This window comes from Spongiactinospora sp. 9N601, assembly GCF_044326295.1.
GTDB classification, from domain to species: Bacteria; Actinomycetota; Actinomycetes; order Streptosporangiales; family Streptosporangiaceae; genus Spongiactinospora; species Spongiactinospora gelatinilytica.
Map to the genome: position 1 here is coordinate 354,157 of NZ_JBIRBB010000003.1, position 18,950 is coordinate 373,106.

The window sequence follows — 18,950 nt, forward strand, 5'->3', positions numbered from 1 at the left end:
CCCGCATACCATCGCATAGGCTGATTCATCATGGTTGAGAGGAAGAGGCCGTGAGTGCGGCAGAACCCCACAAACCCAGGGGACTTCGCGGGTTCTTTAGGCGCCTGACGACGAGTCAGGCCGAGCTTGAGGCCGAGGAACTTCAGGAAGACCTCGACCGGCACGGCGCGACCCCGATAGTCAGGTGTCGCGGGCGGCGCAGGTTCTGCGTTGCCGGTACGCTACGGACGGTGACCTTGCGCCCACGCGGCGGCGCTCCGGCGCTGGAAGCCGAGCTCTACGACGGCTCCGACGTGATCGACCTGGTCTGGCTGGGCCGGCGGAAGATCGCCGGGATCGAGCCGGGCCGCATGCTCCGCGCGGAAGGGCTCGTCAGCCTGCAGGATGGGCGCAAGGTGATGTTCAACCCCAGATACGAGCTTCGCCCCGCGGGCGGCGCGTGACCTTGGAGTGGTGAGCGACACGATGAGTACGGCCGAGGCGACCTCCGGCGGCACCGCGTACGAAACGGTGGAGGCGGCGGTCCGCGCTCAGCTCGCCAAGGCGCTGGGCGGCAAGCGCGGCATCGTGGAGGCGGCGCTGCCGACCATCGCCTTCACGGTGAGCTGGATCGTCTCGGAAGATCTGCGGACCTCGCTCATCGTGAGCATCGCGCTCGCGGTGCTGCTGCTGGTGGCACGGCTGGTGCAGCGGTCCACCCCGCAGTTCGTGATCAACAGCCTGATCGGCATCGCCATCGGCGCGTTCTTCGCGGCCCGCACCGGCGAGGCCAAGGACTACTACCTGCCCGGCATCCTCTACAACGGCGGCTACGCGGCGGCCATGCTGCTGTCGGTGGTCACCCGCTGGCCGCTGGTCGGCTTCATGATCGGTTCGGTCACCGGCGACCCGACCGGCTGGCGCAGAGACCCGGGGATCGTCCGGCTGTGTTCCAAGCTGACCTGGCTGCTGATGATCCCGTGCCTGGTCCGGGTGGTCGTGCAGCTTCCCATCTACCTGATCTGGGGCAACGACGGCGTGGCCGCGATGGGGGTGGCCAAGATCGCGCTCGGCTGGCCGCTCCAGGTGGCCGCGCTGGGCGCGATGGTGCTGGTCCTGGCCAGGGGACGCACGCCCATCCAGCCCGCGTCCCCCATCGGGCCCCTGACCGGCGAGAAGCCCTCCTGATCAGTGCGGGGCCAGGAGCTGGGCCAGCTCCTGCTCGACCTCCTGGGAGGCGACGAACAACAACTCGTCGCCGGCCTCCAGCGGGTCGTCCGCGCTCGGCACCAGCACCCGGCCCTCGCGCAGGATGGCCACCAGCGCCGAGTCGACCGGCCAGGGCACCGAACCGGAGCGCTGCCCGACCACCGGGGCGTCGTCGGGCAGGGTCAGCTCGACCAGGTTGGCCTGCCCCTGCCGGAACGTCATCAGCCGGACCAGATCGCCGACGCTGACCGCCTCCTCGACCAGGGCCGACAGCAGGCGCGGCGTGGACACCGCGACGTCCACCCCCCAGGACTCGTTGAACAGCCACTCGTTCTTCGGATGGTTGATCCTGGCCACCACGCGCGGCACGCCGTACTCGGTCTTGGCCAGCAGCGAGACCACCAGGTTGACCTTGTCGTCACCGCTGGCCGCGATCACCACATGGCAGTTGTTGAGCCCGGCCTCGTCCAGTGAGGAGATCTCGCAGGCGTCGGCGAGCAGCCACTCGGCCCGCGGCACACTGTCGATCTTGATGGCCTTGGGGTCGTTGTCCACGAGCAGCACCTCGTGGCCGTTCTCCAGCAGCTCCGCCGCGATGGACCGGCCCACCGCCCCGGCACCCGCGATGGCCACGCGCATCAGTGCTCTCCCTCCGGTGCGCCGGCGAGCACCTTGTTGATCCGGTCCATGTCGTTCTCCGCGGCCAGCACGTGGAGGATGTCGCCCTCCTGGACGACGGTGTCGGACTTGGGCAGCAGCGCCTCGCCCATCCGGTTGACGAAGGCCAGCCGGACGCCTGTGGTCTCTTCCACCTCGGCCACGCGAGTGCCGATCCAGCCGGGATTGCAGGCGACCTCGGCGAGCACGACCGTGCCCGTCGGGTCGCGCCACAACGGCTCGGCGCCCTCGGGGAGGACGCGGCGCAGGATCTGGTCGGCGGTCCAGCGCACGGTGGCCACCGTGGGGATGCCCAGCCGCTGGTAGACCTCGGCCCTGCGGGGGTCGTAGATGCGGGCCACGACGTTCTCCACGCCGAAGGTCTCGCGCGCCACCCGGGCGGAGATGATGTTGGAGTTGTCTCCGCTGCTGACCGCGACGTAGGCGCCGGCCGTGCCGATCCCGGCCTCGGCGAGGACGTCGCGGTCGAAGCCGATGCCGGTCACCCGGCGGCCGCGAAAGCCCGCGCGCAACCTGCGAAACGCCTGCGGATCCCGGTCGACGATGGCGACGGAGTGTCCGTTGTCTTCGAGGATGTGCGCGAGGGTAGAGCCCACCCGCCCGCATCCCATGATCACGATGTGCATTCTCCCCCGCCGCTGGCTCGATTGAGGCGGACCGATTCGATGCCTGTGACAAGTATGGACCGTCCGGCGAGCAATACGGCAGTGCTCTGAGCCTGCCGGTCGACCTGCCGGTCAGTCAGTCCGGCTACCATCGTCAGGCGTGTCTAAAGTGACCGATGCCGTCAAGCGGCTCCTCGTCGGCCGGGCGCTGCGCAGCACCCAGCTGCACGAGCAGTTGCTGCCCAAACGCATCGCGCTGCCGGTGTTCGCGAGCGACCCTCTGTCGTCGGTCGCCTACGCCCCCCTGGAGATCCTGGTCGCGCTCTCGGTCGGCGGCGCCGTGGCCTACCTGTACTCCCCATGGATCGCCGCGGCCATCGTCGTGCTGATGTTCACCGTGGTCGCCTCCTACCGCCAGACCGTGCACGCCTACCCGAGCGGCGGCGGCGACTACGAGGTCGCCATGACCAACCTCGGCCCGAACGCGGGCGTCACGGTCGCCAGCGCCCTGCTGGTCGACTACGTGCTGACGGTCGCGGTGTCGGTCTCCTCCGGCGTGGACAACATCGGGTCGGCCATCCCCTTCGTGGCCGAGCACAAGGTCGCCATCGCGATCGCCATGGTGACCCTGCTGACGGTGATGAACCTGCGCGGCATCCGCGAGTCCGGGACGTTCTTCGCCATCCCCACGTACGCCTTCGTCATCGGCGTGCTCGGCATGGTCGCCTGGGGACTGCTCCAGATCGGCGTGCTCGGCGAGGAGCTGCGCGCGCCCAGCGCGGACTACACCGTGGTGCCCGAGCAGACCGGCGACCTGGCCGGCCTGGCGCTCGCGTTCATGCTGCTGCGGGCCTTCTCCAACGGCTGCGCCGCCCTGACCGGCGTCGAGGCGATCAGCAACGGCGTCCCGGCGTTCCGCAAGCCCAAGAGCCGCAACGCGGCCACCACGCTGTTGCTGATGGGCCTCATCGCGGTGTCGATGTTCGCCGGCGTGGTGGCGCTCGCGCTGGCCTCCGGGGTCAAGGCGGCGGAGAACCCTCCGACCCACCTGCTCATCGACGGCAGGCCCGCCGGGCCCGGCTACACCAACGACCCGATCCTGCCCTCGGTGGCCTCGGCCGTCTTCGGCCCTGGCTCGGTCGGCTTCATCTACATCAGCGCGATCACCGCGCTGATCCTCTTCCTGGCCGCCAACACCGCCTTCAACGGCTTCCCGGTGCTCGGCTCCATCCTCGCCCAGGACCGCTTCCTGCCCAGGCAGCTCCACACCCGGGGCGACCGGCTGGCGTTCTCCAACGGGATCATCCTGCTGGCCGCCTTCGCCTGCCTGCTGATCTTCGTCTTCGACGCGAACCCGAGCGCGCTCGTCCACCTCTACATCGTCGGCGTGTTCGTGTCGTTCACGCTCAGCCAGACCGGCATGGTGATCCACTGGACCCGCCTGCTGCGCACCGAGACCGAGCTGCCCGCACGGCGGCGCATGCAGCGCTCCCGGCTCATCAACGGGTTCGGCGCCATCCTGACCGGGCTGGTGCTGGTCGTGGTGCTGATCACCAAGTTCATGCTGGGCGCGTGGATCGTGGTGCTCGCGATGCCGGTGCTGTTCGGCATCATGAAGAGCATCCGGGCCCACTACGACCACGTCACCCAGGAACTCGCGCTGCCCGCCGAGGGCGAGGAGACCGAGCAGATCCTGCCGGCCCGCAACCACGCGATCGTGCTGGTCTCCAAGATCCACAAGCCCACGCTGCGGGCCGTCGCCTACGCCCGCGCCACCCGGCCCAGCTCGCTGGAGGCGGTCACGGTGGCGGTGGACGCCCGCGAGTCCGAGGCCGTGGCCGAGGAGTGGGAACGGCTGGGCGTACCGGTGCCACTGAAGATCCTCGACTCCCCGTACCGGGAGATCACCCGGCCCATCCTCCAGTACGTCAAGGACCTCCGCCGCCGTTCGCCCCGGGACGTGGTCACCGTCTATATTCCCGAATACGTCGTCGGCCACTGGTGGGAGCACGTCCTGCACAACCAGAGTGCGCTGCGGCTGAAGGGCCGGCTGTTGTTCATGCCGGGCGTCATGGTGACCAGCGTGCCCTGGCAACTGCACTCCTCACTGCGCCTCAAGGGCAGGCCGGAGCCCTTCGCCCCCGGCGCGGTGCGCCGCCCCTGGGACGGGCCGTCCCGCGATGAGCAACCGGGATCATGATGGATGAACTTCTGGACGTGAAGGTCGAGCGCGTCGCGCACGGCGGCTGGTGCGTGGGGCGGCACGAGGGCAGGGTCGTCTTCGTCCGGCACGCGCTGCCCGGCGAGCGGGTACGCGCCCGGGTGACCGAGGAGGTCTCGCGCTTCCTGCGGGCCGACGCCGTGGAGATCATCGAGCCGTCGCCCGACCGGGTGTCCCCGCCCTGTCCCTACGCCGGTCCGGGCAGGTGCGGCGGCTGCGACTGGCAGCACGCCGCACTGCCCGCGCAGCGCCTGCTGAAGGCGGCGGTGGTCACCGAGCAGCTCAAGCGGCTCGCCGGGATCGAACGCGAGGTCGTCGTGGAGGAGGTGCCGGGCGCGCCCGGCGGCCTCGGCTGGCGTACCCGGGTGCGGTTCGCGGTGCGCCAGGACGGCGTTGTGGGGCTGCGCCGGCACCGCTCCCACACGGTCGAGCCGGTGGAGGCGTGCCTGATCGCGCACCCCGAGGCGGAGGCGGCCGGGGTGGAGACGAAGTCCTGGCGCGGGGCCTCGGCCGTGGAGGTGATCGCCTCCTCGGCCGGCGACCGCGCGGTGGTGGTCACGCCGAAGGGGCGCAGGGGCGTCGCCGTACCTGATCTCGACGCGCCCGCGGCGGTGCTCGTGGACCGCGGCCGGGGCCGTACCGAGGCCGCCAGGGGCCGCGGTGGCGTCCGTGAGCGGGCCGACGGGCGCGAGTTCGAGGTGACCGGCAGCGGGTTCTGGCAGGTGCATCCGGGGGCCGCTGAGACCCTGCGGGAGGCCGTCCTGGCCTTCGCCGCCCCGCGCCCCGGCGAGCGCGTCCTCGACCTGTACTGCGGCGCCGGCCTGTTCACCGCCGCGCTCGCCGAGGCGGTCGGCCGCGAGGGCGCCGTGACGGGCGTGGAGTCCGACGCCGCCGCCGTCCGTGACGCCCGCCGCAACCTGCGCGACCTCCCCCAGGCCCGGATCGAGCGGGCGACCGTGGACGACGCCCTCGCCGGCCTGGAAGCGGCCGACCTCGTGGTGGCCGACCCCCCGCGTACCGGCCTGGGCCAGGGCGTCACCGGCGGCATCGCCGCGCACTCGCCCACGCGCATCGTCTACGTCTCCTGCGACCCGGCCACCCTGGCCAGGGACATCGCACTACTCGGCGGCCTCGGCTATGAACTGGCCGCCCTGCGCGCCTTCGACGCCTTCCCGATGACCCACCACGTCGAATGCGTGGCACACCTGGTCCGCGCATGACCGATGGGCGTCAGCGCAGGGCGTGGACCAGGACCTTGGCGACGTCGAGGGCGGGGCGGGCGCCGCGGACCGACAGCCAGGCCAGGTCTCTGCGGCGGGCGTAGCCGGCCAGCTTCCTGGCGTCCAGGAGGCCGAGGTCGGCGGTCTCGCGCAGCACCGGGGTCAGGCCGATCCGCCGCCAGGCGTCCTCTCCGGCGGGCAGGCCGAACGCGGTGGCGATCTGGGCCTGGGCCAGGCGGATCGAGGCGGCCAGGGCGCGCAGGTGCGCGCCGTCCGGCAGCGGGCGGAACGGCACAAGCAGGTTGACCGTGTCGACCGGGCCGGACGCGGCGAGCAGCCGCTGGTCGGCCGCCGACAGCCCGGTGGCGGTGAGGCGCAGCGAGAAGCCGACGGTCAGCGGCCGGCCCTCGCCGGCCGCCTCCCGCTTGAGCGTGGTGAGCGCCCGCGCCCGGCGGGCGGCGATCTTCTCGCCGCCGTCGCCGCCGATCTCGAAGTCGAGATGGGCCGCATCGAGGGTGTCCACGACCCGCCGGTAGGCGGCGGTGAGGCCGGCCTCGTCCGGGCAGGTGACGGCGGGCTCGGGGCCGGTGGGGCCGCCGAGGGCGGGCGCGACGTCGCCGCCCAGCGCCCTGACCTGCGCGAGCGCGCTGGTCACCGAGGTGTCGTCGAGATCGCGGGCCCCGCCCCAGCGCGGCAGGCACCGATCGGACTCGCCCGTGGTGAGGTGGCCCAGGGCGAACCACCGCGCGCCCGAGCGCCGCATCACCGCGGAAAGGCCGAGCCCCGGGTAGCGGGCCGTGTCCACGAACACCACGAACCCTTCGGGACCGGTGCGGATCGGCTGGACGACCAGCCTGCGGGGGCGCTCCATGCCGGTCACCTCCGTGGCCGAGGTGGCCGGCAGGCCGGCGGGCCTGGGACCGGCGGTGGCGCGCGGGCCGGGGAGCACCGCGAGCACCGCGCCGGTGGCCGCGAAGAGCAGCATGAACGCCAGGGCGACCACGGGCCGCGGCGGGGTGCCCGGCAGCCGCTCTCTCATCACCGTGCTCTCCCTCCGGCGGGCGACGGTCGCCGCATGTGCCCAGGCGGCTACCCTGTGTACCAAGGTCGAAGGTTAGCAAGTACTCGTACGGGTACGGGGGTCACTCCACGGATACGGTCCTTTTGCACGGATAATCGGACGTATGAAATTGAGGATCTTCATCGAGCCGCAGCAGGGCGCCACCTACGACGACCAGCTCCAGGTCGCCAGGGCGACCGAGCGGCTGGGTTTCGATGCTTTCTTCCGTTCCGACCACTACCTGGTCATGGGTGACGGCGACCCGCTGCCCGGGCCGACCGACTCGTGGGTGACGCTCGCCGGCCTGGCCCGGGAGACCTCCACGATCAGGCTCGGCACGCTGGTCAGCTCGGCGACGTTCCGGCTGCCGGGCGTGCTGGCGATCAGTGTGGCCCAGGTCGACCAGATGAGCGGCGGGCGGGTGGAACTCGGGCTCGGCACCGGATGGTACGACCCGGAGCACACCGCCTACGGCATCCCGTTCCCGCCGTTCGGCGAGCGCTTCGCCAAGCTGGAGGAGCAACTGGAGATCGTGACCGGCCTGTGGGGCACGCCGGTCGGCGAGACCTACTCCTTCGACGGCAGCCACTACCGGCTGGCCGACTCGCCCGCGCTGCCCAAGCCGGTGCAGAGCCCGCGCCCGCCGATCATCGTCGGCGGGCTGGGCGCGCGCCGGACGCCGCGGCTGGCCGCCGCGTTCGCCGACGAGTTCAACGTCCCCTTCGCCGTGCTCGACGACACCAAGGCCGCCTACGACCGCGTGACGGCGGCGTGTGAGGCGGTCGGCCGGGACCGGCTGATCTACTCCGCCGCCCAGGTGGTGTGCTGTGGCAAGGACGAGCGGGAGGTCGAGCGCCGGGCCGCCGCCATCGGGCGCGAGGTGAGCGAGCTGCGCGAGAACGGCCTGGCGGGCACGCCGGAGGAGCTGGTCGAGAAGATCGGCGGGTTCGCCGGGGCCGGGTGCGAGCGGATCTACCTTCAGGTGCTCGACCTCGCCGACCTGGACCACCTGGAGCTGATCGCGTCGGACGTCCTGCCGCACGTGTGACGCCCGAAAGGCCGGTACGGCACCCCGTACCGGCCTTTCGCCCCCAAAACATCGGATATGCCGATATCCCGGCCTATATCGGGTTTTATACAGTCGCCGGGCCGTGTGTGCTGCGCCAGACTGTCCACTGTGCTGCTCACGATCTCGACCACCGCGCGACCGGCCACCGACCTCGGATTCCTGCTGCACAAGCATCCTGACCGGGTGCAGGAGTTCGGCCAGTCCTTCGGCACCGCGCAGGTCTTCTACCCCGAGGCGGACGAGGAGCGCTGCACGGCCGCGCTGATGCTGGACGTCGACCCGGTGCGCCTGGCCCGCACGCGCGGCCGTACCACGCCTGACTTCTCGCTCGGCCAGTACGTCAACGACCGGCCCTACGCGGCCTCCTCGCTGCTCGCCGTGGCCCTCGGCGACGTCTTCCGGACCGCCCGCGCGGGCCGCTGCGCCGCCCGCCCCGAGGCCGCCGCCAACCCGCTGCCGCTGTCGATCACGCTGCCCGCGCTGCCCTGCCGCGGCGGCCCCGAACTGGCCCGGCGCCTGTTCGAGCCGCTGGGCTGGCAGGTCGAGGCGCAGGCCGTACCGCTGGACCCGCGCTTTCCCGAGTGGGGCGACTCCCGCTATGTGCGGCTGGACCTGCACGGCGAGGTACGGCTGGCCGACGCCCTGAACCACCTCTACGTCCTGCTGCCGGTCCTGGACGACGCCAAGCACTACTGGATCGCCGCCGATGAGGTGGACAAACTGATCCGCGCGGGGGAGGGCTGGCTGGCCGGGCACCCCGACCGCGAACTGATCGCCCGCCGCTACCTGGGCAGGCGCCGGGCGCTCCAGCGCACCGCCCTGGCCAGGCTCGCCGAACTCGGCGACGAGGTCGAGGAGTCCCTGGTCCCGCCGGTCGAGGAGGAGGCCGGCTCCCGGCCACCCGACGAGGAGCCGGACCCCCAGCCGGTCAGGCCGCTGAGCGCGCTGCGCAGGGAGGCGGTCCTCGCCGCGCTCACGGACGTCGGCGCGCGCAGCGTGGCCGACCTCGGCTGCGGCTCCGGCGCGCTGGTCGCCGACCTGCTCAAGCGGCCGGAGTTCGGCAGGATCGCGGCCATGGACGTGTCCGTCCACGCCCTCGCGGCGGCCCGGCGCCGGCTCGGCCTGGACCGCATGCCCGACGCCCAGCGCGGCCGGCTGGAACTGTTCCAGGGCGCGCTCACCTACACGGATGACCGGATCGCCGGTTTCGACGCGGCGGTGCTGATGGAGGTCATCGAGCACGTCGACCCGCCCAGGCTCGCCGCGCTGGAGCGGGTCGTGCTCGGCCTGGCCCGCCCCGGGCACGTGATCGTGACCACGCCCAACGCCGAGTACAACGTCCGCTACGAAGGGCTGACCGGACACCGCCACCCCGACCACCGCTTCGAGTGGAGCCGCGCCGAGTTCGCCGCCTGGGCGCACGCCGCCGCCGAGCGGTACGGCTACGACGTCACGTTCCGGCCGGTCGGCGAGCCGGACCCCGAGGTGGGGCCACCGACCCAGATGGGGATCTTCGCCCGCGCGGGGCGGGAGCAGGAGGGGATGGGTTCATGACCGTCGAGGTGAACGTTCCGGAGCTGTCGCTCGTGGTGCTGGTCGGGGTGTCGGGCAGTGGCAAGTCCACGTTCGCCGCCCGCCACTTCGCGCCGACCGAGGTGATCTCCTCCGACTTCTGCCGGGGCCTGGTCGCCGACGACGAGAACGACCAGTCCGCCAGCGGCGACGCCTTCGACGTGCTGCGCTACATCGCCGGCACCCGGCTGCGCCGGGGCCTGCTCACCGTGGTGGACGCCACCAGCGTGCAGCGCGCCGACCGCAGGTCGCTGATCGAGCTGGCCAGGTCGCATGACGTACTGGTGGACGCCATCGTCCTGGACGTGCCCGAGGAGGTCGCCGTCCGGCGCAACGCGGCCAGACCCGAGCGCGACTTCGGCCCGCACGTCATCGTGCGGCAGCGCAAGGACCTGCGCAAGTCGATGAGCGGTCTTGCCAAGGAGGGCTTCCGGCGGGTACACGTGCTGCGCGGCGTGGCCGAGATCGACGCCGCCACGGTGACCCGCGAGCCGGCCTGGACCGACAGACGGCACCTCACCGGCCCGTTCGACATCATCGGCGACGTCCACGGCTGCCGCGCGGAGCTGGAGACGCTGCTCGGCACGCTCGGCTGGGAGATCGAGCGGGCCGGCGGGCGGGCGGTGGGCGCGCGGCACCCCGAGGGCCGCACCGCGGTGTTCGTCGGGGACCTGGTGGACCGCGGCCCGGACACACCGGGCGTATTGCGCCTGGTGATGGGCATGGTCGCGGCCGGTACCGCGCTCTGCGTGTCCGGCAACCACGAGCAGAAGCTGTCCAGGGCGCTGGCCGGGCGCAAGGTCAAGGTCGCGCACGGGCTTGAGGAGTCGCTGGCGCAGCTCGGCGGCGAGCCGCCGGAGTTCGTCGCGGAGGTCCGGCGGTTCACCGACGGCCTGATCAGTCACTACCAGTTGGACGGCGGGCGGCTGGTGGTGGCCCACGCCGGGCTCAAGGAGCCCTACCACGGCCGGGCCTCCGGCCGGGTGCGCTCCTTCGCCCTGTACGGCGACACCACCGGCGAGACCGACGAGTACGGCCTGCCGGTCCGCTACCCCTGGGCCGAGGAGTACCGCGGGCGGGCCATGGTCGTCTACGGCCACACCCCCGTCCCGAAGACCGAGTGGGTCAACAACACCATCTGCCTGGACACCGGGTGCGTGTTCGGCGGGCGGCTGACGGCGCTGCGCTACCCCTCGCGGGAGCTGGTCTCGGTGCCCGCCGAGCGGGTCTGGTACGAGCCGGTCCGCCCGCTCGACGGCCCGGGCCGCCGTGACCCCGGCGTGCTGGCCATCGGCGACGTGACCGGCACCCGGTACGTCGAGTCCCGGTACGGCGGGCGGATCAAGATCTTCGAGGAGAACTCCGCCGCCGCGCTGGAGGTGATGAGCCGGTTCGCCGTCGATCCCCGCCGGCTGGTGTACCTGCCGCCGACCATGGCCCCGGGCGAGACCTCCGCCATGGACGGCTACCTGGAGCACCCCGACGAGGTGTTCGCGGAGTTCCAGGTCGCGGGTGTCGGCGAGGTGGTGTGCGAGGAGAAGCACATGGGCTCGCGCGCGATCGCCGTGCTGGCCCGCACGCCGCAGGCCGCCGCGGCCCGGTTCGGCGTGGACGACGGCGGCGCCGGCGTGGTCTACACCCGTACGGGCCGCCCGTTCTTCGCCGACCCCGCCCTGATGGACGAACTGGTCACGCGGCTGCGCGCGGACCTCGCGCCGCTGTGGGAGACGCTGGGCGACTGGGTGGTCCTGGACTGCGAGCTGCTGCCCTGGTCGGCCAAGGCGGGCGGGCTGATCCGCGAGCAGTACGCGTCGGTCGGCGCGGCGGCGGGCGCCGCGCTGCCGGAGGCGGTCGCCGCCCTGACGGCGGCGGCCGGGCGCGGCCTGGATGTGGACACGTCGCTGGACCGTGCCCGGCGCCGTCACGCCAACGCTGCCCTGTTCCGGGACGCCTATGCCCGCTACTGCGGCCCGGTGGACGGCCTGTCCGGAGTACGGCTGGCCCCCTTCCACATCCTGGCCTGCGAGGGACGTGTCCCCGCCGTGGAGGAGCCGCACGCCTGGCACCTGGCGCTGCTGGCCCGCGCCGAGTCCGAGCTGATCGCGCCGACCAGGCACATGGTCGTCGATCTCGCCGCCGAGGAGTCCCGCGCCGCCGCGACGCGCTGGTGGACGGAGCTGACCGAGGCGGGCGGCGAGGGCATGGTCGTCAAACCGGCGTCCTTCACGCCGGGGAGGGTCCAGCCGGGGGTGAAGGTGCGCGGCCGGGAGTACCTGCGGATCGTCTACGGTCCCGACTACACCGAGAGCCTGGACCTGCTGCGCGGGCGGTTCCTGGGCAGGAAGCGCTCGCTCGCGCTGCGCGAGCACGCGCTCGGCCTGGAGGCGCTGCACCGGCTGGCCGAGGGCGAGCCGCTGTGGCGGGTACACGAGCCGGTGTTCGCCGTGCTCGCGCTGGAGACCGAGCCGGTCGATCCGCGATTGTAGCGGTATGTGAGTGATCGTGTGCGTTGGGTAGGTATCCCATGTCGCCGGCCTGGACCGTTACGGCGGCGTACTCGGGGTAAGGAACGGCATGGGAACCACACCTACGGCGCGCACCCACGAGGAACACCTCGGGCACATCGTCTTCATCACGGCTGCCGCCGCCATCGGCGGGTTCCTGTTCGGCTACGACAGCGCGGTGATCAACGGGGCGGTCACCGGCATCCAGCGCCACTTTCAGGTCGGCCCGGTGGAGACCGGGACGACGGTGGCCGCCGCGCTGCTCGGCTCGGCGGCCGGGGCGTGGTCCGCCGGGCGGATGGCCGACCGCCTCGGACGCACCCGGACCATGCAGATCGCCGCGACCGTGTTCGCGATCAGCTCGATCGGGCAGGCCCTGCCGTTCGCGATCTGGGACCTCGCGATCTGGCGGGTCGTGGCCGGTATCGCCATCGGGATGGCGTCGGTCACCGGCCCCGCCTACATCGCCGAGGTCGCGCCGCCCGCCTACCGCGGCAGGCTCGGCTCCTTCCAGCAACTGGCCATCGTGCTCGGCATCGCGACCTCGCAGCTCGTCAACTACGTCATCGCCCAGCTCGCCGGCGGTGACGTCAACAACTACCTCGGGCCCTTGCAGGCATGGCAGTGGATGCTCGGTGCCTGCCTGATCCCCGCGCTGCTCTTCCTGCTGTTCGCGACGATCATCCCCGAGTCGCCGCGGTTCCTCGTGGCCGTGGGCAGGATCACCGAGGCCCACCGGGTGCTGCGCGAGGTCGAGGGCGACGACGTGGACGTTGCGGCCCGGGTGGGGGAGATCCGGTCGGTGCTGCGGACCGAGCGCAAGGCCACCATACGCGACCTGCGCGGGCCGAAGTTCGGGCTGCTGGGCATCGTCTGGGTCGGCATCCTGCTGTCGATGTTCCAGCAGTTCGTGGGCATCAACGTGATCTTCTACTACTCGTCGGCGCTGTGGCAGTCGGTGGGCATCGAGCAGTCCCAGTCGCTGCTGATCAGCTTCTCCACCTCGATCATCAACATCGTCGGCACCTTCATCGCCATCGCGCTGGTGGACCGGCTGGGGCGCAGGCCGCTGCTGATGACCGGTTCGGTGGGCATGGCCGTGTCCCTCGCCACGGCGGCGTGGGCGTTCAGCGCGGCCGGCGGCACCGGCGAGGACGTCGCGCTGCCTCCGCTACAGGGCATGGTCGCGCTGATCGCGGCGCACGTGTTCGTGCTGTTCTTCGCGCTGTCGTGGGGTGTGGTGGTCTGGGTACTGCTGGGCGAGATGTTCCCCAATCGCATCCGCGCGACCGCGCTTTCGGTGGCGGCGGCCGCCCAGTGGATCTCCAACTGGCTGATCACCGTGACCTTCCCCAGCCTGTCGGCGTGGAACCTGGCCGGGGCCTACGTCGGGTACGCCACGTTCGCCGTGCTGTCGTTCCTGTTCGTGCTCTTCTTCGTGCGGGAGACCAAGGGCCGCAGGCTGGAGGAGATGGGCTGAGCCGTACGGCCCCCTGGTCACCGGCGGTGCCGGCGGTGATGGTGGTGGCGGAAGAACCCTGCGCCCATGAAGGCGATCATCGCGATCATCATGATCAGGGGCGCCCCCAGGCCACCGGCGAGTATCAAGAGGCAGACCAGCATGATGAACGGGGCCACGGGCGGGAACCCGCGCCCGCGGCGCATGCGCCGCGGGCCGTACATCCCGTGCCAGGGTCCGTGCCCGTGCCATGGCCCGCCCTGCTGCCATGGGCCGCCGCGCCCCCAGGGTCCGCCGCGTCCCCATGGGCCGTGCCCGTGTCCGAATGGGGGCCCGGGCCAGGGGCCGTGGTCATGGTCGTCGCCGGGGCCCGTTCCGGTACGGCCGGCCGGGGCCGGGAGGTCATCGGCGATCTTGGCCAGCTCGCCCCCCGTCCTGGCGCCGAGCGTGAGGCCCAGGCGCTCCTCCAGCTCCTCCTGGGTCAGGCGGCCCTGAGCGAAGTGCTCACGCAGGGCCGCCATCATTTCGTCGCGCTCCGCGTCGCCGATGCGGAGGTCGTCGCGAGACGTCATCCGGGTCACTCCTCCGAGGGGTCACCGTCTGCCAGGATCTGGTAGAGCTTGCGGCGGGTCTCGATGAGAGTCTGCCTCGCCTCCCGGATCTGTGCTTCGCTGCCGGTCTGCAGGATCTGCATCATCGCGAACGCCGACTGGCGGGCGCTCTCCATCAGCTCCATGGTGCTTTCGTCGACGTCGGGGGTCATCTCCTCCCACGGCGCGCGCAGCTCGTCGGAGTGCTCGGTCACGTAGGCCGTGCCCTGCTCGGTGAGCCGGAAGGTCTTGCGCCCGTCGGTCTCCTCGGCGCGGACCAGGCCCTCGTCGGCGAGCTGCTGCAACGCCGGGTACACCGCGCCCGGGCTGGGCTTCCAGCCGCCCCGGCTGCGCTCGGCGATCTCCTGGATGATCTGGTAGCCGTTGCGCGGACCCTCGGCCAGCAGCGCGAGGATCGCCGCGCGGACATCGCCGCGCTTGGCCTTGCGGCCACGGCCGAAGTGCCGCCCGCCCGGCGGGAAGCCGCCGAAGAAGCCCGGCCCGAAGTCGCGCCCGAAGGCCCACGGGAACGGCCCGCGGGGCCCCCGGTGGCGGCGCTCGTGCGGCCCGCCCTCGCCCGGCCCCGGAGGCCCGCCGTGCTGCCAGGCCGACGCCATCGCCCGCACGGCCGACCGCGCCGCCCGCCGGAACTGCCGGTGCAACTCGTGCGGGTCGCCGTGCGCCCGGCCATCTCCCATCGCATGTGCCGATGCCATGCCTCCGCCCTCCTCTGGACGTACTGATTCGATCACTCTCGATGCTTCTACGATATATCGCTACTGTTCTTTAGACAAGTGGACGCAAGCGGACGTAACGCGTGAGCCAGATCACTGGATTAATCGGAAGGGTCAGGGAACAAAGCCTGGCGACGTACGCGTTGTCAGGGCATAGACGGGATCGTTCCCACCTCGGAAGGGCTGGGGGGTGCTTTCGAGGCCAGGGACGGTCCCGTCTGTCGTCTTTTCTGGGGTTTTCGGCGCTTCGGGCGCTTCTTCCGTGCGTGTGTGGTTTCCAGGCGACACGTCGTCGTCACCGTGCCGGATACTCGGCGCGGGCGGCCCATTGCCGTAGGCTGGTCAGCCGTGATCTTGTCATGATGGGGCACACGCACGCCCTCACCGGGGCGGTGGCCTGGCTGGCGGTGGCCCCCGGCCTCGCCGCGCTGCCGTACCTCCAGGAGTCCTCACGGTTCGTCGAGGTGGGGATCATGGCCGGCGCGCTGACGCCGGCCGAGCTGATCGCGGGCGCGCTGGTGTGCGCGGGAGCCGCGATGCTGCCCGACCTCGACCACCCGAGCGCGACGATCGCGCAGACCTTCGGCCCGGTCACCTGGGCCCTCAGCAAGGCGGTCGCGTGGATCAGCGGCGGCCACCGTGGGGCCACGCACTCCCTGGTGTTCGCCGTGGCGGTCGGCGCGGGGGCCCACGTCCTGGCGACCCGCTATCCGCTCGGGCGCGACATCCTGGTGGTGCTGATGATCGGGCTCGCGCTGCGCGCGATCGGGATCGGCATCCCGGGCAAGCGGCTCGCCTCGGCCCTGGTCAACATCGGCCTCACGGTGGGGCTGTACGCGGTGTTCCGGTCGCTGGAGGTCGGGTACGCCTGGCTGGGGCTGGCGATCGGCGTCGGCAGCCTGGTCCATGTGGTGGGCGACTGTTGCACCGAAAAGGGCTGCCCGGTGCTCTGGCCACTGCGGCAGCGGTGGGTGCTGCCGTACAAGATCGGGCTGAAGACCGGCCGCGCGTTCGAGCAGAAGATCCTGGCCCCGATCCTCTCCCTGGCGGTCGTCGGCCTCCTCTATCTCCGGTTGGCCCCCATGTAGCTTGATGTCGAGATATCATGGAAGATATCTTGATATCGAGACATCCGGAGGGTGTCCGCCGGGTAGGCCGGGTTAGGCAGACCTAACTGGCGGGCTCGCTCCGCGGGTGCGGGAGGATTCCCCTGGGAGGGGCCATCGCCCGCCCGAAGACGAACCAACGGCAATGGAGGAGGCGACCCATCGTGTCCGCGAACAGCTTCGGCAGCCGTGACACGCTCCGCGTAGGTGAGGCGGCCTACGAGATCTATCGGCTGGACGCTGTCGAGGGATCGGCGCGCCTCCCATACAGCCTGAAGATCCTCCTGGAGAACCTGCTGCGCACCGAGGACGGTGCGAACATCACCGCCGACCACATCAGGGCGCTCGGCGGCTGGGACCCGTCGGCCGCTCCCAGCGTGGAGATCCAGTTCACCCCCGGCCGCGTGATCATGCAGGACTTCACCGGCGTGCCCTGCGTGGTGGACCTCGCGACCATGCGCGAGGCGGTCCGCGACCTCGGCGGCGACCCCGCCATGATCAACCCGCTCGCCCCCGCCGAGCTGGTCATCGACCACTCGGTGATCGTCGACTTCTTCGGCGGCTCCGACTCCTTCCGCCGCAACGTCGAGCGGGAGTACGAGCGCAACCGCGAGCGCTACCAGTTCCTGCGCTGGGGCCAGACCGCCTTCGACGAGTTCAAGGTGGTGCCCCCGGGCACCGGCATCGTCCACCAGGTCAACATCGAGCACCTGGCCCGCGTGGTGATGACCAGGGACGGCAAGGCCTACCCCGACACCTGTGTGGGCACCGACTCCCACACCACCATGGAGAACGGCATCGGCGTGCTCGGCTGGGGCGTCGGCGGCATCGAGGCCGAGGCCGCCATGCTCGGCCAGCCGATCTCCATGCTGATCCCGAGGGTCGTCGGCTTCAAGCTCACCGGCAGGCTCCCCGCCGGCGCGACCGCCACCGACCTGGTGCTGACGATCACCGAGATGCTGCGCGGGCACGGCGTGGTCGGCAAGTTCGTGGAGTTCTTCGGCGAGGGCGTCTCCAGCGTGCCGCTGGCCAACCGCGCCACCATCGGCAACATGAGCCCCGAGTTCGGCTCCACCTGCGCGATCTTCCCGATCGACGGCCAGACCATCGACTACCTCACCCTGACCGGGCGCAGCGAGGAGCAGATCGCGCTGGTCGAGGCGTACGCCAAGGCGCAGGGCCTGTGGCACGACCCGGCCGGCGAGCCGGCCTACTCCGAGTACATCGAACTCGACCTCTCCACCGTCGTCCCGTCCATCGCCGGCCCCAAGCGCCCGCAGGACCGCATCGCGCTGTCGGAGGCCAAGGAGACCTGGCGGCGCGACGTCCGCGCCTACGTGGCCGACGAGGACGGCGTGGACGAGGCGTCCAAGGAGTCCTTCCCCGCCTCCGACAGCCCCGCCTCCAACGCGGCGGCCAACGGCGGGCGCAGGCCGCACAAGCCCACGCCGGTCGAGTCGGCCGAGCGCGGCACCTTCGAGATCGACCACGGGGCCGTGGTGATCGCCGCGATCACCTCCTGCACCAACACCTCCAACCCGTACGTGATGCTCGGCGCGGCGCTGCTCGCCAAGAACGCCGTGGACGCGGGCCTGTCCAGCAAGCCGTGGGTGAAGACCTCGCTCGCCCCCGGCTCCCAGGTGGTGACGGGCTACTTCGAGCGGTCGGGGCTCCAGCCGTACCTGGACAAGCTGGGCTTCAACCTGGTCGGCTACGGCTGCACCACCTGCATCGGCAACTCCGGCCCGCTGCCGGAGGAGATCTCCGCCGCGGTGCAGGCCGGTGACCTCGCGGTCACCGCCGTACTCTCCGGCAACCGCAACTTCGAGGGCCGGATCAACCCCGACGTCAAGATGAACTACCTGGCCTCGCCGCCGCTGGTGGTCGCCTACGCGCTGGCCGGCACGATGGACCTCGACCTCAACAACGAGCCGCTGGGCCTCGGCACCGACGGCAAGCCGGTCTACCTCGCCGACATCTGGCCGGACCCCGAGGCGGTGACCGAGGTCGTCAACTCCTCGATCGGCCAGGACATGTTCAAGCGCGACTACGCCGACGTCTTCAAGGGCGACGAGACGTGGCGCTCGCTGCCGATCCCCACCGGCGACACCTTCGAGTGGGACCCCGAGTCGACGTACGCGCGCAAGGCCCCCTACTTCGACGGCATGCCGCCGGAGCCCGCGCCGGTCACCGACATCGCCGGCGCCAGGGTGCTGGCCCTGCTCGGCGACTCGGTCACCACCGACCACATCTCCCCGGCCGGGTCCATCAAGGCCGACTCCCCGGCCGGACGGTACCTCCGCGACAAGGGCGTGGCGGTCAAGGACTTCAACTCCTACGGCTCGCGCCGGGGCAACCACGAGGTCATGATCCGCGGCACGTTCGCCAACATCCGCCTGCGCAACCAGCTCGCCCACGGCACCGAGGGCGGCTGGACCCGCGACTTCACCGCCGAGGGCGGACCGGTCGCCACCATCTACGACGCCTCGGTCAACTACCAGGCCGGCGGCGTGCCGCTGGTGGTCCTGGCGGGCAAGGAGTACGGCTCGGGCTCCTCGCGTGACTGGGCCGCCAAGGGCACCGCGCTGCTCGGCGTGCGGGCCGTCATCGCCGAGTCCTACGAGCGCATCCACCGCTCCAACCTGATCGGCATGGGCGTGCTGCCGCTGCAGTTCCCCGAGGGCGCCTCGGTGGCCTCGCTCGGCCTGACCGGCGAGGAGACCTTCGACATCACCGGCGTCGAGAAACTGAACGAGGGCGGCATCCCGCGCACGGTCAAGGTCCGCGCCGGCGACACGGAGTTCGACGCGGTGGTCCGCATCGACACCCCGGGCGAGGCCGACTACTACCGCCACGGCGGCATCATGCAGTACGTCCTGCGCTCCCTGCTCGCCAAGCCCTGACCCAACCCCGGAAGGCCGCCCGCTCCCGCGGGCGGCCTTCC

15 protein-coding genes are annotated in these 18,950 nt (G+C 71.5%); 10 read left to right on the forward strand and 5 right to left on the reverse strand.

From position 1 onward, the window contains the following. Positions 1 to 50: 50 nt before the first annotated feature. A complete protein-coding gene (locus ACH34R_RS08580; protein WP_111168174.1) occupies positions 51 to 443 on the forward strand; it encodes an OB-fold nucleic acid binding domain-containing protein in 393 nt (130 codons plus the stop codon). A 22-nt stretch (positions 444 to 465) separates the two neighbouring features. Further along, a complete protein-coding gene (locus tag ACH34R_RS08585) occupies positions 466 to 1,167 on the forward strand; it encodes a DUF3159 domain-containing protein (protein WP_397561025.1) in 702 nt (233 codons plus the stop codon). On the opposite strand, the gene ACH34R_RS08590 is transcribed toward ACH34R_RS08585, so the two are convergent. Further along, a complete protein-coding gene (locus tag ACH34R_RS08590; protein WP_397560743.1) occupies positions 1,168 to 1,827 on the reverse strand; it encodes a potassium channel family protein in 660 nt (219 codons plus the stop codon). Then, positions 1,827 to 2,492 carry a potassium channel family protein gene (locus tag ACH34R_RS08595; RefSeq protein ID WP_397560744.1) on the reverse strand — a complete coding sequence of 222 codons (666 nt, stop codon included), beginning with the start codon at positions 2,490 to 2,492 and terminating at the stop codon, positions 1,827 to 1,829. Before ACH34R_RS08595 ends, ACH34R_RS08590 begins: the two co-directional genes overlap by 1 nt. 139 nt (positions 2,493 to 2,631) lie before the next feature. Here ACH34R_RS08595 and ACH34R_RS08600 point away from each other — a divergent pair, with 139 nt between their 5' ends. After that, complete coding sequence (locus ACH34R_RS08600; RefSeq protein WP_397560745.1) at positions 2,632 to 4,671, forward strand: APC family permease; 2,040 nt, start codon at positions 2,632 to 2,634, stop codon at positions 4,669 to 4,671. Then, on the forward strand, positions 4,668 to 5,912 hold the full coding sequence (locus ACH34R_RS08605; RefSeq protein WP_397560746.1) for a class I SAM-dependent RNA methyltransferase: 1,245 nt from the start codon (positions 4,668 to 4,670) through the stop codon (positions 5,910 to 5,912). The genes ACH34R_RS08600 and ACH34R_RS08605 overlap by 4 nt, the downstream gene beginning before the upstream one ends. Positions 5,913 to 5,922: 10 nt before the next feature. Here the strand turns inward: ACH34R_RS08605 and ACH34R_RS08610 are convergent, their stop codons facing one another. Next, positions 5,923 to 6,951 carry a hypothetical protein gene (locus tag ACH34R_RS08610; protein WP_397560747.1) on the reverse strand — a complete coding sequence of 343 codons (1,029 nt, stop codon included), beginning with the start codon at positions 6,949 to 6,951 and terminating at the stop codon, positions 5,923 to 5,925. Positions 6,952 to 7,096: 145 nt separating this feature from the next. Here ACH34R_RS08610 and ACH34R_RS08615 point away from each other — a divergent pair, with 145 nt between their 5' ends. The 4 genes from ACH34R_RS08615 to ACH34R_RS08630 all read left to right on the forward strand — a co-directional run bounded on the left by ACH34R_RS08615 (position 7,097) and on the right by ACH34R_RS08630 (position 13,597). Continuing rightward, on the forward strand, positions 7,097 to 8,020 hold the full coding sequence (locus ACH34R_RS08615) for an LLM class F420-dependent oxidoreductase (RefSeq protein ID WP_397560748.1): 924 nt from the start codon (positions 7,097 to 7,099) through the stop codon (positions 8,018 to 8,020). Between the two features lie 129 nt (positions 8,021 to 8,149). Next, positions 8,150 to 9,595, forward strand: coding sequence for a 3' terminal RNA ribose 2'-O-methyltransferase Hen1 (locus ACH34R_RS08620; protein ID WP_397560749.1), 1,446 nt, complete (start codon positions 8,150 to 8,152; stop codon positions 9,593 to 9,595). Beyond that, positions 9,592 to 12,099, forward strand: coding sequence for a polynucleotide kinase-phosphatase (locus ACH34R_RS08625; protein WP_397560750.1), 2,508 nt, complete (start codon positions 9,592 to 9,594; stop codon positions 12,097 to 12,099). The genes ACH34R_RS08620 and ACH34R_RS08625 overlap by 4 nt, the downstream gene beginning before the upstream one ends. An 88-nt stretch (positions 12,100 to 12,187) precedes the next feature. Further along, positions 12,188 to 13,597, forward strand: a complete 1,410-nt coding sequence (locus ACH34R_RS08630) for a sugar porter family MFS transporter (RefSeq protein ID WP_397560751.1) — start codon at positions 12,188 to 12,190, stop codon at positions 13,595 to 13,597. Between the two features lie 17 nt (positions 13,598 to 13,614). On the opposite strand, the gene ACH34R_RS08635 is transcribed toward ACH34R_RS08630, so the two are convergent. Both ACH34R_RS08635 and ACH34R_RS08640 read right to left on the reverse strand, forming a co-directional pair. Next, positions 13,615 to 14,148 (reverse strand): DUF1707 domain-containing protein, encoded by a 534-nt coding sequence (locus ACH34R_RS08635; protein WP_397560752.1) that lies wholly within the window; start codon positions 14,146 to 14,148, stop codon positions 13,615 to 13,617. Positions 14,149 to 14,153: 5 nt separating this feature from the next. Next, complete coding sequence (locus ACH34R_RS08640) at positions 14,154 to 14,882, reverse strand: PadR family transcriptional regulator (protein ID WP_397560753.1); 729 nt, start codon at positions 14,880 to 14,882, stop codon at positions 14,154 to 14,156. Positions 14,883 to 15,259: 377 nt separating this feature from the next. Here ACH34R_RS08640 and ACH34R_RS08645 point away from each other — a divergent pair, with 377 nt between their 5' ends. Then, positions 15,260 to 15,988, forward strand: coding sequence for a metal-dependent hydrolase (locus ACH34R_RS08645; protein ID WP_397560754.1), 729 nt, complete (start codon positions 15,260 to 15,262; stop codon positions 15,986 to 15,988). Between the two features lie 182 nt (positions 15,989 to 16,170). Then, positions 16,171 to 18,909, forward strand: coding sequence for an aconitate hydratase AcnA (gene acnA, locus ACH34R_RS08650; RefSeq protein WP_397560755.1), 2,739 nt, complete (start codon positions 16,171 to 16,173; stop codon positions 18,907 to 18,909). The last annotated feature ends 41 nt before the right edge of the window (positions 18,910 to 18,950 follow it).